Source organism: Pedobacter hiemivivus (genome assembly GCF_005144565.1).
Taxonomy (GTDB): domain Bacteria; phylum Bacteroidota; class Bacteroidia; order Sphingobacteriales; family Sphingobacteriaceae; genus Pedobacter; species Pedobacter hiemivivus.
In genome coordinates, this window is sequence record NZ_SWDX01000005.1 from 595,977 (window position 1) to 609,688 (window position 13,712).

The window sequence follows — 13,712 nt, forward strand, 5'->3', positions numbered from 1 at the left end:
GGATGAGCGGGAGATTAAGATATACGATAGCGTTAGTAATGACAATGATCAACCTGTCTGCCATCGCACAGGATCATGTTTATTCCCAATTTTTTAATGCCCCCATCTATCTGAACCCTTCACTAACCGGGCAATTTGAGGGGGACCTCAGAATGAACCTGATTTACCGGAACCAATGGTCGGGGCTTAGTGGCGACTTATCCTACATCACGGCTTCTGCCGACCTCAATATCTCTAAATTTGCTGGTGGTGTTGGTTTGATGTTTAACCGCAGCAGCGAGGGCACAGCCTTCTTAGTTAAAAACAATGCTGCAGCAACCTATGCTTATAGCGTGGGTGGAGACGATTTTATAGCTTCTTTTGGAATACAAGCAGGCTTCACCAGTCGACAAATAGATTGGAGTAAACTGGTTTTTTCTGATCAGATAGATATGCGACTCGGATATATTCCTGGCAGCGTATCCTCGGCTCTGCCACCTGAAATGTCTAACAAGTTTTATTTTGATGGCGCTGCAGGTACAAACATCATCTATCAAAATTTCATGGCAGGCGTTGCAGTTCATCATATCAATCAGCCCGACGAATCTTTTAGCGGAACAGTTGCCAAACTTCCTATGCGCATTACCGCAAATGCAAGTTACAGGATCCCCTTAAGTCCAGGCATGTATTACGACCAGGATGAAGGCTCTTACCTCATCCCCTCTGTTGTTTACTATAAACAAGCCAGCTCTACCTCTATGAGTGCCGGAGCGCAGTTTAAATTTAAAGGACTAAATGCCGGATTATGGTACCGAACTGGCGGACAAGGTGGCCCTGATGCAGTAGTAGTTTCACTAATATTCGATTTATTTAAAGGGAACAGAAATGGCGAAAAGCTAAGATTAGGCTTAAGTCATGATGCTACAACCTCGAAAATTAATTATACCAATACCAGCGGCACCACCGAAGCTAGTATTGGTTACGAAAAGTATTTCCCTAACAGCTCAGGCTACAATAAGTTTAACGGACTGAGGTGTTACGATTTCTACTAAACCATACCAACAAAGAACCTGCATAAGTTACTGCTTATAGAGAATCTTTGGTATATTAGGTCATACAAACAGATATGGAGAATATTCTTGAAAGCAATCATTTCCTGACCCAATCAGAGGTAAACAAGTTTTTAATGGCTACTTTGCTTTGTGGCCTTATTGGTGCAGAAAGGGAGTTTAGAAGTAAGCAAGCTGGTTTAAAAACCATGATCATGATTGGCCTGGGTTCTACCCTATTTACTATCCTTTCTATTAAAATCGGACTAAGCAGTCACGATCGTATCGCTTCCAACATTGTTACTGGGATTGGTTTTCTGGGTGCCGGGGTTATCTTTAAAGAAGACAACCAGGTAAAGGGCTTAACTACCGCCTGCGTAATCTGGATAGTTGCCGCCATAGGCATGGCCATTGGTTCAGGCTACTTTGAACAAGCAATTGGCGTAACCCTCGTTGTACTACTAGCCTTATTGATTTTCCCTTTTTTGGAGGAGATGGCCGAACGTCGCTTTACCAAAAGGGTGTACAGGATTGTAAAACGATATGAGGGCGAAAGCCTTGAAAAATACGAGCAAGACATTAAAACCTCTAAGCTAAAACTTACCCGCGGCAAGCAAGAATTGGCCAATGGCATCATCAGCGGAACCTGGATTGCAATTGGCAGTCCGAAGAACCATAAAACATTTGTAGATCGGATGCTGCAGGACAAAAACATCATTGCATTCGATTTTTAGGCAGTATCATTCTTGTAACGTATTAATAATCTCATCAAACTATAGTAGCTTTGCATTATGCAAAGGGAACAGATCTCGGTATTCGACATTTTTAAGATAGGTATTGGCCCATCAAGCTCACACACTTTGGGCCCATGGAGAGCAGCGCAGCAATTTACAGCTTCGCTAAAACAGAAGGGCTTATTGGCGCAAGTAGAGCAAATAAAGGTTTTACTTTATGGTTCTTTGGCCAAAACGGGCAAGGGACACGGAACAGATGTGGCCATATTGTTGGGACTAACCGGTGCTGATCCAGTTACTTTTGATGTAAATGCCATCGACAGTACCATTGCTTCGATTAAAGATGAACAGTTACTATCTCTTTCAAGTGAGCAACTCATCTCGTTCAATTACAATGACGACATGGTTTTCCTTTTCTTCGAAAGTCTGCCATTTCACCCCAATGCAGTTACTTTTCAGGCTTTCTTAAATACCGGAAAAGCCTTTTCCGAGACTTATTATTCAATAGGTGGCGGCTTTGTGGTAAAAGAAGGCGAAAACGGAAACGAGAAAGAGCAGGTTGACTTGCCTTTCCCTGTCGAGAAAGCCAGCGAATTATTGCACTGGTGCTTATCTACCGGTCTTAAAGTTTCAGAAATCGTGATGGAGAATGAACTTTCATGGCGTACCGAAGCTGAAACCAGAAAAGGCATCATGCAGCATTTCAATGTGATGAAAGACTGCACCTACCGTGGATGTCACACTTCTGGTTTTTTACCCGGTGGACTAAATGTTGGTAGAAGGGCCGCAGCCTTAAATAAAAGATTAATTGGCAGCAGCGTATACAACGATTATTCCAGCTGGATCATGGCCATCAGAAACGGCGGAAACAGCTTTAACTATATTCTTGATTGGGTAAGCTGCTTTGCTTTGGCTGTAAATGAGGAGAATGCCTCTTTTGGCCGCGTAGTTACCGCGCCTACCAATGGTGCTGCTGGGGTTATTCCGGCAGTATTGCAATATTATATCGCTTTCTGCGATGGATATACAGATGAAAAAATTACCCAATTTATTGCCTGTGCTTCCGAAGTAGGTAGCATCTTCAAAAAAGGAGCAACAATATCTGCGGCAATGGGTGGCTGTCAGGCCGAGATTGGTGTATCATCAGCGATGGCAGCGGCAGCTTTAACCGAGTGTTTAGGCGGCTCACAGCGCCAAGTATTGATGGCTGCAGAAATTGCCATGGAACATCATTTGGGCTTAACCTGCGACCCTATAGGTGGCTTAGTTCAAATTCCATGTATCGAAAGGAATACCATGGGCGCAATAAAAGCCATAACAGCTAGTCAGCTGGCTTTACAAAGTAACCCTGATAAAGCAAAAGTTAGTTTAGATGCAGTGGTAAATACCATGTGGGAAACTGCATTGGATATGAACTCAAAATATAAGGAAACATCTGATGGAGGTTTGGCAACAAACATCCCAATCAGTTTACCAGAATGCTAAAATAAGCGCAGCAAGAAATTAGATTTTTTGCTGTGCCTTAATGGCTAAATACCTGTTCACCACATTTACCGTTAATTTTTCAGGTGGCGTAAGAATGCTCAGGATACCATGTTTGGCCAGTTCCTTTACCATTAATTTTTTCTCGTAAGCAAACTTAGTGGCTATGGTTTGTATATAAATACCCTCTACATCAAGTACCGGCTTTTCGGTAATGACCTTAAGTTCTGTATTCTCAAAAAACACAACCAGTAACAAGTGATACTTGGCCATCCGCTTTAAATAGGGTAACTGCCTGTTTAAGGCCGACATGCTTTCAAAATTCGTAAAGAATACGATCAGGCTTCGTTGTCTCAATCTCCCACGAATACTGGTATACAAAGCTTCCATGTTCAGCTCCAGGTAGCGGCTCTTTTCTTTGTACAAAATCTCCATTATTTTACCCAGCTGTGCAGGTCTGCGATCTGCTGGCACAATGCTTCCAGTCTTCTCTGCTATGGTAATTAAGCCCGCCTTATCTTGTTTTACCAAGGCCACATTAGAAAGCACCAAACTGGCATTAATGGCATAATCCAATAAGCTCAATCCCTCGAAAGGCATTTTCATGGCCCTCGATTTATCAATGATGCAATACATGTGTTGCGCTTTTTCATCCGTAAAGGAGTTTACCATCAACTCCCCTTTCCGGGCAGTAGCTTTCCAGTTTACAGTACGGTAATCATCACCCTGCACATAATTCTTTACCTGATCAAACTCCATGCTATGCCCAACCCGTCGGATCTTCTTAATTCCAAATTCACTCAGCCTGTTCGATATGGCCATCAGCTCATATTTACGCAATTGTAAAAAGGAAGGATAAACCGGCACAGTCACTTCTTCCCCGAAATTAAACCTCCGAGTGACTAACCTTAAAGGCGATTGTACATATAAACGGATCTGTCCGAAAACATATTCACCTCTTTTAGTTGGCCTTAATAAATAGGCAATCGTTTTCCGCTCTCCCGATTTCAGGTTGCTTTTAAACCAAAGGTCTCTTTTTTGAAACTGAAAAGGGATTTCATCAATAATACCGATGTGGATGCCGAAGGAATAAAAGTTTTCTATATAGATCTGAAGCTCATTGTCATCTCCATTACTTAACCTTTCTGGGACATTCCTTCGCAAAAACACATCACTTTTTGTTTGGTACAACAGCAACAAATCAATTACCACCAACAAAAACAACACGCCCAAAGCGACATATGGCAAATCCCCAAGCCAAGGCAGAAAAAAGGAAAACAGGAACAAACTTACGCATAGACCTATACCGGCAAAAATTCTTTTGCCCAGAAAAAGGTCTGTGTAGTATTTTCTAAAAAAGCGTTTCAATATCCTTATGTTTTATCTAGGTACTTCTATTTTTTGTAGAATCTGAGCTACAATATCATTGGGTGTTAAACCTTCCATTTCCCGATCAGGACTCAGCATAATTCTGTGCGACAATACCGGTGGCGCGACTTTAATGATATCTTCGGGCGTTACAAAATCACGCCCCTGCATAGCGGCAAATGCCTTAGCTCCATTCACCATGGCCAGCGAGGCACGAGGTGAGGCACCCAAATAAAGTGATTTATTATTCCGCGTTTCATGGGTGATTTTTGCCACGTATTCGATCAGCTTAGGCTCAACATGCAGCCCTTTTATAATTGCTCGGCAAGCTTTGATCTGTTCGATACTTAAAACTGCTTTAACGGCATTCAGCGCGTCATCTAACCTGTACTGATGCTGATTTAGCAAAATAGCCGTTTCTTCCTCTAGCGTTGGATATTTCACCTCAATCTTAAATAGAAAACGATCCAGTTGCGCTTCAGGTAATCTATAGGTCCCCTCCTGCTCAATCGGATTTTGAGTAGCCAACACCATAAATGGCTCATCCATCAGGTAAGTATGCCCATCAACGGTAATCTGCCTTTCTTCCATCACCTCAAATAGGGCAGATTGAGTTTTCGCCGGAGCACGATTAATCTCATCAACCAATACAATATGTCCAAATATTGGGCCTTTACGGTATTCAAAAGATGCAGATCGGGGATCAAAGACTGAAGTTCCAATTACATCAGAAGGCATCAAATCTGGCGTAAACTGAATCCGGGCAAAAGAAGCATCAATACTTTTGGCAACCAATTTTGCACTTAAAGTTTTGGCTACACCCGGCACCCCTTCCAAAAGCACATGCCCATCAGCAAGCAGTCCGGCGATTAAAAAATCAATGGTATCTTTCTGGCCAACAATGATACTGCCCAGCGTTTGTCTGATTTGCTCTACGGCAGTATTTAGCTGTGTAAGGTCGGTTCTTTGGGTAAACATTTCCACTTCCATAATTTATTGGGCTTGTTTATAAAATTTCTCTATTAATTTATTCAGGTTGATGAGTTGCTCATCATTAACCATAACAGCGTTATTCACCCTGTTTATCATTTCAATCAATTGCTGAACAACAGCCTCGTTTACACCCGATTTAAGCACCAGATCGGCCATAAATTCCTGATCTAATTTTGAGGTCTTTAAACGATAGTTAGTTCGCACATATTCCAAAAAATAACTGATCTTCTTTTGTACGATATCCCGGTTGTCGCGCTGCTGATAATAAACCTTGCCCACCACCTTTACAAAATCGACAGAGGTATTCTTTAATGGTACTATAACCGGGATGATGCGCTGTCTGCGTTTCATTTCAAAAAGGATAAACAGCAATAGTCCAGTCAAGGCTAAATAATAGGCCCAGCGCAATTGATCATGCTTAAACAGCACCCTCAGCACAGATTGATCGTCCACATTTCCTTTGGTATTGTTTTCGTCCCAGATTACCCTTTCGGCAACCGGTAGATGAGAAAGCACTTTAGCAATGTACCTAGCACCAGCAGGATTTAGCAAGTTGTAGTTGCTCAGCAATTGTGGACTTGGCAACATATACAACGCCCCTTTCCCATAATTGTATTTTACAAAATTAACTTCGCCCCCTTCATTGCGGCCAAGTGCAGCGGCTCTCAGCGTATCTACCAAACTAAAATATTGATCGCCCAGTCCCTTGTTAAAAATATAAGGACGTTTTTCTTTTAAAGCCGGATTTACAAAATTAAGTGCGGGCCCCTTTAGATTACTAATACTCGCTACAGAGTTCATCCTCAAATTAAGGGTATCACGTAAAAAGTCGCTTAATTGATAAGCCGCAATAAATACATTATTACCTCTTTCCATATATTTAACCAATTCCTCATAATCCAATGCGTCCATTTGGACCTCTCCAGCAATAATAAGGTAATTGGTATGCTCAAAACCCTTATCCTTTAAGGTGTTGTAAACGGGCAAATTCGACGGACTGATTAAAGCCTTTGGAAACAAGCTTTCCAACTCATGATATAAAATATAGGTACCGAAAGGGTTTTTATCCTCCTTTACATAGGTTGGTGTCCAGTCTGTAGGCTTTGGCTTGTAATATTGCGCAATTAAATACAATACCATCACCACCGCACTCCCTACTAAATATAGCTTTAATCCCTTCATAGCGCCTTCACGTTAAATCGTTCAAAACTACCTTTAACAGCGATGAAGCTTTCCTTATCAATAAAAAACTCCCCATACCAGATGTATTCAAACTGTCGGGTTAGCCCCGCAAATTGTTGTTTCCTATCGGGATCAATAATTTCGTTAATATAGGTCTGATTTGTTTTTTCAGGCTGCCAGTTGATCAACTCTTTATCGTTCAACAACTTTAACGAACGCAAGTAAGACAAGCGCACTGCCAATCGGTAATTGCCATTTGCAACGGCCTTTTCTATCTCCTCATTAAAATTGATTTCATGAATATTCTCGTGCGACTCATTATAAGGGACATCAATAGATTTAGATTTTCCGGCAAAGATATTCAAGTCGAGTCCGATCAGTTTAATTACCGCAAAAACTACCAGGCCCACTACAATAAAAATAACTACATACTTTAAAAATCCCCAGGAATAATTGTTCTTTAAAGCGCCACTAAACAAATCCCAAAACCATGCCCAAAAACGATCCCACCAGCTCATATTTAGCGGGGCCACATCATCATACTTAAATTCTTTTTGGGTACTGTATTCCTTTATTTTTTGCAAGTCAAAACTTCTGACCGAAATCGCATTTGTATCATTTTTTATGGGTATATTTTTTACAGCCTTTCCCTCCGGTAAGCTTGTCGAAAAACCATTGGTAGTTACAAAAAACAATAAGAATACGATAAGAACTTTATACATGTTTAGTATTCTTCTAAGCCTTGGGCATGGTCTTTTCCTTCACCAAATTGATTGATCCGGTCCATCAAGCCTGTACTTTCCTGCACTTCTACCAAGTTAAAATAGCAAAGCGAAACCCCAATTACCGGAATCACCATGAATACGTAACTCAAATACTGAAGGACGACACCAATTATAGTAAACATCTTGCTCCATCCCTCGAGTCCTGGAAAAAACGCTCCCCCCATTTTTAATACCAATGTAGGAATAGCCGCGAAACTCATGCAGGCATAAGCAATTACCCAAATGATAAACATGGCGCCGGCAGTTACCCACCATTGATTTTTCAGTAATTTAAATGAGCGGCTAAAAGCATATTGAAAATTAGTGTTTTCCAATACCATGATCGAGACCAGCAAGGACATGGCTGGAAATAGATAAATTCCCGGTAAAAGGCAGAAGAGAAAGCCCAGCGAGATGAAAAGTATAGCAATGATATTGCTGAGAAATAACCTGAAGTAATAATATTTAAAATATCCCCAAACTTCTTCAGGACTTGGTGCAACGTTCCCTTTTTGAATGTATAAAGCAATGTAGCTGAGCGTAGAAACCAATATTGCAGCAGAACTAAAAATGGAAAATACCACAACCAATAGATAGTTAAAGGTAAAAAGCGTTGCCATGGTAGCCTGCCAACTCCCCTTGCTTTGTTTCAGATGATTTAGCGCTATATCCATCTCTAGCTGTTGCATAATCCCAGCAACCATTCCGGTAAGGATAAAGAAACCACACAAGTAAGCAAACATCTTTAATAATGGCCTAAAGTTTTGTCTGATAAATAAGAATGTATCGTTAATGATCTCTCCGAATTCTCTGGCTTTTTTTAATTCTAAGTTTGGCATACTAGCTGATTTGATTGCGTTTATTTAATTGTAAAGGATAGATGATCACATACCAGATGATAAATAGCAATGATCCTCCCAAAATACTTATGCTTAGCCATAAAGGCATGTTTGTATAACGTGTAATAAAACCTTCGAAAAATGCTGCTACAAGCAGAATTGGCACAATACCAAGGGCAATCTTTGTCCCATCCTTTGCGCTGTTTTTAAATGCTTGTAAGCGAGTATAAGTTTTGGGAAAAAGTAAACCGTGCCCAAGTACCAGGCCTGCAGCACCAGCTATAATAATCGCTGAGATTTCCAACGTTCCATGGATCCATATGACGAGCACAGATTCTGCGCCCAGACTTTTACTGAAAAAGTAATATTCAAATGCGCCTACCATAATCCCATTTCTCAATAACATAAAAACAGGTCCGATGCCTAGGAAAATCCCACTTAAAAATGCAACCATAGAAACATAAATATTATTGGTTGCAATAGAAAAGAACATCGCAACTGGTCCCTGGCGTTTATAAACTCCAAAAGGATCACCTTTTGCAATATTCTCATTGGTCATATTTACATAGCCATCACCCAAGATCAACCTTAAAAAAGCATCGTCATATTTTGCGGACAGCACACCGATAGCGCCCGATATCAAAAAGAAAATAAAGGCGTACAACAGCTGTCGACGATAAGTATAAAATAAGACCGGCAGTTCAAACTTCCAGAAGGTTGAAAAGCGATTGGTATCTTCTTTTTTATTTTTATAAATAGACTGATGTAGCACTGATGCTAAGCCATTTAAATAGGCTGTCGTTTTAGATTTCGGGTAGAAAGTCTTAGCGTATGCCAGATCATTGGTTATATCTATAAAGCGCTCGGCAACTTCATCCGGACTGCTTGCTTTCAAGTGTTCATAGGATTTCCATTTCCCAGAATTCTGTTTAACAAACAACGCCTCTCTCATAGATTTTATTAAAAGCTTAATTTTCCGTTAAAATAACTGTTTTTATTCAACATAAAAAACAAGATTGCCTCAAATACACACAAACACGTACGAACTTTTGTAAGTTTCCACACTTTTCCTAAGGAACATGCCCTACAATACTGAGTTAAGCATTTATATCCTGCCAGTTTACATTCTCCAAAATATTGGATTTCCGTACAAAATTTCATTAAACTAAACCTATAGTTAATTATTGAGATAATTTTGTTATTTAAAGTTTTCTAATGATCTTTGAATAGAGGTTATAACCCTGTATATAAACCAAAATATCGCGCCAATGAACTAAATAATATAAACAACATATCAATTACTTCTTAAATGAGGTATTAATTTAAAGAGTCTCTTCTGGCAAATTCTCACAAGTACAGAACAGGGACAATAGATTAATGCCCATAACAAATATTGTTGTACTTTTGAAGGTGCGCTATAGTGTTATGGGCTCTATTGTAAACCCGTGTTCAAGGTCGTGAGAAACCTGCCAGGGCGGTATTTAGAGCTTGCTATAGTTGCACCTTCGTTTTAACCCTAATCCGTGGTTAAAACAGATCGCTAAGCCTCCTGCTAAATCCCGTCCACAGACTCCTATTATTAACTGTTTAACAAACAATAATATGGAACTCAACGACGACGAAAACAATGAAAGCCTTTATTTTATTCTGGAGCCAAATGCAGAAACAGACATCCCTGTTCATGTAGTTTTTGATGATGCATTTGCAGCTAAAGCCTATTTCAACAGGTTTAGAACATTTAGCGATGCTCAGATTCTGGAATGTCGCCTCAATCCCGGTTTTTACACCGATATCACCAGGGACTGTTATTTTATCCAACTAGAGACAAATTCTGATGTATACGTGATTTCACTGGCCAATGACCTCCATAGATCTGAACTGGCCATCAAGGAACATTACTTTTTTGAAGGAGATAGAATTTGTATTTATCTGATGGCACCATGCGAAGAGGATGCCATAAAAGCGGCTCGCAAGATCCGTGATAAGGCTATTGCAAACAATGAATTTGTAACCCCCCCGACTTTAGGTAAAGTTCTGGGAATAGCGTAAAGCGGAATATCAGGTGCTGCGGACAGTAGCACCTGATATTCTTTACGATAAATATGATCTTGAATATTATATTTGAATTAAGTATGGAAACAATAAAGGTAAACACCAGTCAGCATGTAGACATAGATTATCCAGTTGCAGGTCTGGGCGAGCGCATAGCGGCAAGGCTAATCGACTTGGGCATATTCTTAGGATTATATGTAATTTTTATACTGTTGACGTTAATTTTCGGCCTTTCGGTAGGAATGGAAAGCACACCATACCTTATCATCGGCTTGGCTATCCTTTATGGTGCAAGCTATGTGTTCTACAACCTGATTTGTGAAATCTTTATGAACGGCCAGTGCGTAGGCAAACGTTTAATGAAAATAAAAGTGATTAGCCTGGATGGTAGTCAGGCCAGCATAGGGCAATATTTTATCCGCTGGTTATTTCGTCTGGTTGATTTTGCTTTTACAGGACAGGTGGGTGGATTAATATGTATTGCAGTATCAAAAAATAAACAACGAATTGGAGATATCGTTGCCGGGACAACGGTCATCAAAACTGTTCCTCATACGGATATTAGCCACATTGCCTTCCATCCCGTTGAAGAAGATTATGTTCCTATTTTTAACAATGTAAGTCTGCTTACTGATCGAGATGTGGAGCTGATACATGAAGTGATTGCCACTTATTATAAAACTCACAATACCGAGCTGATTTACACTATGTCGGCAAAAGTAGCCACCCTACTTTCCCTAATTATCCCCGAGGGCATGAATGAAATGGAGTTTTTAAAAACAGTGATTAAAGACTATAACCATCAAACGGCTATTGCTTTATAATTATTTCAAAATCTTAACTACAGCAGGCAACAAACTTGCTACCCATTCGGCATGCATTTTTGCGGAATAATGTAACCCATCTGTAGCCACAAGGTCTTGATCAGAAAGCGCTTTTCTCGAAGCTACAGTAATATCGGTATAACTAACACCCATAGCCAGCGTTTCTTCCTTATTGATCGCATTAAAGGCATCTATCTCAGAAGCAATAGCCTGCTGATCCCGATCGCTGTTTAATCCATAAGGCGTAACACCCCAATCGGGTATGGAAACTACAAATACATGGGCTTTATTGCCATCTACAAAATCGATAGCCGTTTGCAATAATTCTTTAAATTCCCTACGATAGGTAACTAGGGATTCGCCCCGGTATTGATTATTCACCCCAATCAACAAAGTAACCAGACCAAACTTCTGTTTTAATGCTGCTTCTTTTATGGCTGTCTGAAGTTCGCTGGTTGTCCAACCGGTTGTAGCAATAATGTGCGGCTGGCCAACGTCCAGTCCCTCCTCATTTAGTTTAGCGGCCAACTGATAAGGGAAATTGCTTTCCATAGCTACGGATTCACCAATGGTATAAGAATCACCAAGCGCCAGATAGGATATTTTATGTTCCGTCATGTTATTTACACTGTTTTTTTCGCAGCCCAATATTACAACTATTGAAAGAATTATTACAGAGAATTTCATTAGCATATTTTTCGTTTTAAAAAGGCATATATGAGGTATATACGAAAAAAGAAGAGATCAGAATTAGCCGTAGCTAAACAGTAGACTGGTATTGCTATCAAATTGCTTTGATTTTTGCTTTAAACCTGCTTTTCTATTGCTTGAGCAAAACAATAGCAAAAGAAAAGTACAATCCTAACACATCTTAAACAGGTAACTAACTAGTACAATGGCGCCAGTAATTAAGTACATAGTTTTAATCAATATGGCATGGTCTTTTTTTGAGAAATAGTTGACCGGCACAGCCACGATAAAGGTGAGTAGTAAGGGAATTGTTGCTGGGTACAAATGGAAACTCTCATGCAAATCACCTCTTAGCAAGGCCACAAATGAGCGTTGAAACCCGCAGCCCGGACAATCAACCCTTGTTAAAGCCTTAAATGGGCAGGGTAGAAAAAAATTATCCGCCTGATCTAGTAGAAAAGACCAGGCGGATAATAGATATATGTTTAAAACTAACAATTAAGCGTTTGGAGTTTTTGGAGGTTGATTAAATGGATCAGTCGAACCAAAAGGATTATTTCCACCAAAATTATTAAATCCATTTTGTGCTTCCGCAGCTGAAGGGCCTAGGTATTTAGCATCGCCAAAGCCTAACATCGGATAAAATACAATTGGCAACAACAATAAACCTACTGTGTAACCTTCTGTCTTACCAAAACTTTTGCTTAGTAAATTGGTAAGCCATATACCAAAAACAATATTTACACAAGGTATAAGCATCCACAATACCCAAATCGTAGGTTTACCTACAATTTCTATCATAACTATTAGGTTATAGATAGGGATAATTGCTGCCCAACCGGGTTTTCCTGCTTTAACAAAAACTTTCCATAGTGATGCATAGACCAGCACCATAACAGCAAGCCAAAAAATAACCATTCCGGCGCCAATGCCAGCTCCGGCGGCTGAGTACTCTGAGTTGTAATCCATAGTTAATAGTTTTAGGGTTTTAATGTAAATATAACATTTGTTATAAAAAACCAAGCCTATGCTATCACCTTTTTTCGAGAATGTTTAGAAAAGTTCCATATTAAACAATGTAGAGATGTGATACTTCAACCGCTCCTTAACATCTTCCATATCAATTACATAATCCAACTCCCGCTGCATGGAGGTTACATCCTTATCATCTATCCCACAAGGAACTATGTTTTTAAAGTAATCCAGATCAGTATTTACATTAAATGCAAAGCCATGCATGGTTACCCATCGACTACAACGAACACCCATTGCACAAATCTTGCGAGCACGTTCATTGTCGGCATCGATCCACACACCAGTAAAGCCTGGATAACGGCCTCCTATAATACCAAAATCGGCCAAGGTATAAATAACAGCCTCCTCCAGTGTCCTCAAGTATAAATGTATATCTGTAAAGAAATTATCAAGATCTAATATTGGGTAACCGACAAGTTGCCCGGGGCCATGATAAGTGATATCGCCCCCCCTGTTTATTTTATGGTAAGTAGCACCCTTAGCTAATAATGCCGCATCATCTAGTAACAGATTTTCCGGCTTACCACTTTTACCAAGCGTATACACATGTGGATGCTCACAAAAAATAAGATAGTTAGGTGTTTTAAGTTGCGTATTATTGGTCCGGTTCTGTATTTTTAACGCTACAGTCTGGTCAAAAATTTCTTCCTGCTTACGCCATGCCTCCTGATAATCTGTAAGGCCCCAATCTATAAATTCAACTTTCTTATTCATTTTGCAA

15 protein-coding genes are annotated in these 13,712 nt (G+C 40.0%); 5 read left to right on the plus strand and 10 right to left on the minus strand.

The window, feature by feature from the left end; all coding sequences use genetic code 11:
- The first annotated feature begins 2 nt into the window (after nucleotides 1-2).
- From FBD94_RS15590 to FBD94_RS15600, 3 genes are all read left to right on the plus strand, one after another.
- On the plus strand, nucleotides 3-1,031 hold the full coding sequence (locus tag FBD94_RS15590) for a PorP/SprF family type IX secretion system membrane protein (RefSeq protein WP_136880857.1): 1,029 nt from the start codon (nucleotides 3-5) through the stop codon (nucleotides 1,029-1,031).
- A gap of 74 nt (nucleotides 1,032-1,105) precedes the next feature.
- Nucleotides 1,106-1,762, plus strand: a complete 657-nt coding sequence (locus tag FBD94_RS15595) for an MgtC/SapB family protein (RefSeq protein ID WP_136880858.1) — start codon at nucleotides 1,106-1,108, stop codon at nucleotides 1,760-1,762.
- A 57-nt stretch (nucleotides 1,763-1,819) separates the two neighbouring features.
- Nucleotides 1,820-3,247 carry an L-serine ammonia-lyase gene (locus tag FBD94_RS15600; protein ID WP_136880859.1) on the plus strand — a complete coding sequence of 476 codons (1,428 nt, stop codon included), beginning with the start codon at nucleotides 1,820-1,822 and terminating at the stop codon, nucleotides 3,245-3,247.
- Nucleotides 3,248-3,265: 18 nt separating this feature from the next.
- On the opposite strand, the gene FBD94_RS15605 is transcribed toward FBD94_RS15600, so the two are convergent.
- Genes FBD94_RS15605 through FBD94_RS15630 form a run of 6 tightly spaced genes read right to left on the minus strand, consistent with a single transcriptional unit; the run spans nucleotide 3,266 to nucleotide 9,342 of the window.
- The gene (locus tag FBD94_RS15605; RefSeq protein ID WP_136880860.1) at nucleotides 3,266-4,612 is read right to left on the minus strand and encodes a DUF58 domain-containing protein; all 1,347 of its coding nucleotides are present in this window, start codon (nucleotides 4,610-4,612) and stop codon (nucleotides 3,266-3,268) included.
- A 12-nt stretch (nucleotides 4,613-4,624) separates the two neighbouring features.
- Complete coding sequence (locus FBD94_RS15610) at nucleotides 4,625-5,602, minus strand: AAA family ATPase (protein ID WP_136880861.1); 978 nt, start codon at nucleotides 5,600-5,602, stop codon at nucleotides 4,625-4,627.
- Nucleotides 5,603-5,605: 3 nt separating this feature from the next.
- Nucleotides 5,606-6,787: a DUF4350 domain-containing protein gene (locus tag FBD94_RS15615; RefSeq protein ID WP_136880862.1), complete on the minus strand. Its 1,182-nt coding sequence runs from the start codon at nucleotides 6,785-6,787 to the stop codon at nucleotides 5,606-5,608.
- The gene (locus tag FBD94_RS15620; protein WP_136880863.1) at nucleotides 6,784-7,509 is read right to left on the minus strand and encodes a DUF4129 domain-containing protein; all 726 of its coding nucleotides are present in this window, start codon (nucleotides 7,507-7,509) and stop codon (nucleotides 6,784-6,786) included. The genes FBD94_RS15615 and FBD94_RS15620 overlap by 4 nt, the downstream gene beginning before the upstream one ends.
- A 2-nt stretch (nucleotides 7,510-7,511) precedes the next feature.
- A complete protein-coding gene (locus FBD94_RS15625; RefSeq protein ID WP_136880864.1) occupies nucleotides 7,512-8,390 on the minus strand; it encodes a hypothetical protein in 879 nt (292 codons plus the stop codon).
- A 1-nt stretch (nucleotide 8,391) separates the two neighbouring features.
- A complete protein-coding gene (locus FBD94_RS15630) occupies nucleotides 8,392-9,342 on the minus strand; it encodes a stage II sporulation protein M (protein WP_136880865.1) in 951 nt (316 codons plus the stop codon).
- Between the two features lie 650 nt (nucleotides 9,343-9,992).
- Here FBD94_RS15630 and FBD94_RS15635 point away from each other — a divergent pair.
- Nucleotides 9,993-10,439: a hypothetical protein gene (locus FBD94_RS15635; protein WP_136880866.1), complete on the plus strand. Its 447-nt coding sequence runs from the start codon at nucleotides 9,993-9,995 to the stop codon at nucleotides 10,437-10,439.
- A gap of 83 nt (nucleotides 10,440-10,522) precedes the next feature.
- On the plus strand, nucleotides 10,523-11,266 hold the full coding sequence (locus FBD94_RS15640; protein ID WP_136880867.1) for an RDD family protein: 744 nt from the start codon (nucleotides 10,523-10,525) through the stop codon (nucleotides 11,264-11,266).
- Here FBD94_RS15640 and FBD94_RS15645 read toward each other — a convergent pair whose 3' ends face one another.
- From FBD94_RS15645 to lipB, 4 genes are all read right to left on the minus strand, one after another.
- On the minus strand, nucleotides 11,267-11,884 hold the full coding sequence (locus tag FBD94_RS15645; protein ID WP_235884499.1) for an SGNH/GDSL hydrolase family protein: 618 nt from the start codon (nucleotides 11,882-11,884) through the stop codon (nucleotides 11,267-11,269). It lies immediately after the preceding gene.
- Between the two features lie 243 nt (nucleotides 11,885-12,127).
- Nucleotides 12,128-12,454, minus strand: coding sequence for a DUF2752 domain-containing protein (locus FBD94_RS26460; RefSeq protein ID WP_131608000.1), 327 nt, complete (start codon nucleotides 12,452-12,454; stop codon nucleotides 12,128-12,130).
- On the minus strand, nucleotides 12,455-12,925 hold the full coding sequence (locus tag FBD94_RS15655; protein ID WP_131607999.1) for a DUF5684 domain-containing protein: 471 nt from the start codon (nucleotides 12,923-12,925) through the stop codon (nucleotides 12,455-12,457).
- An 84-nt stretch (nucleotides 12,926-13,009) separates the two neighbouring features.
- Nucleotides 13,010-13,705, minus strand: a complete 696-nt coding sequence (gene lipB, locus FBD94_RS15660; RefSeq protein WP_136880869.1) for a lipoyl(octanoyl) transferase LipB — start codon at nucleotides 13,703-13,705, stop codon at nucleotides 13,010-13,012.
- Nucleotides 13,706-13,712 lie beyond the last annotated feature (7 nt).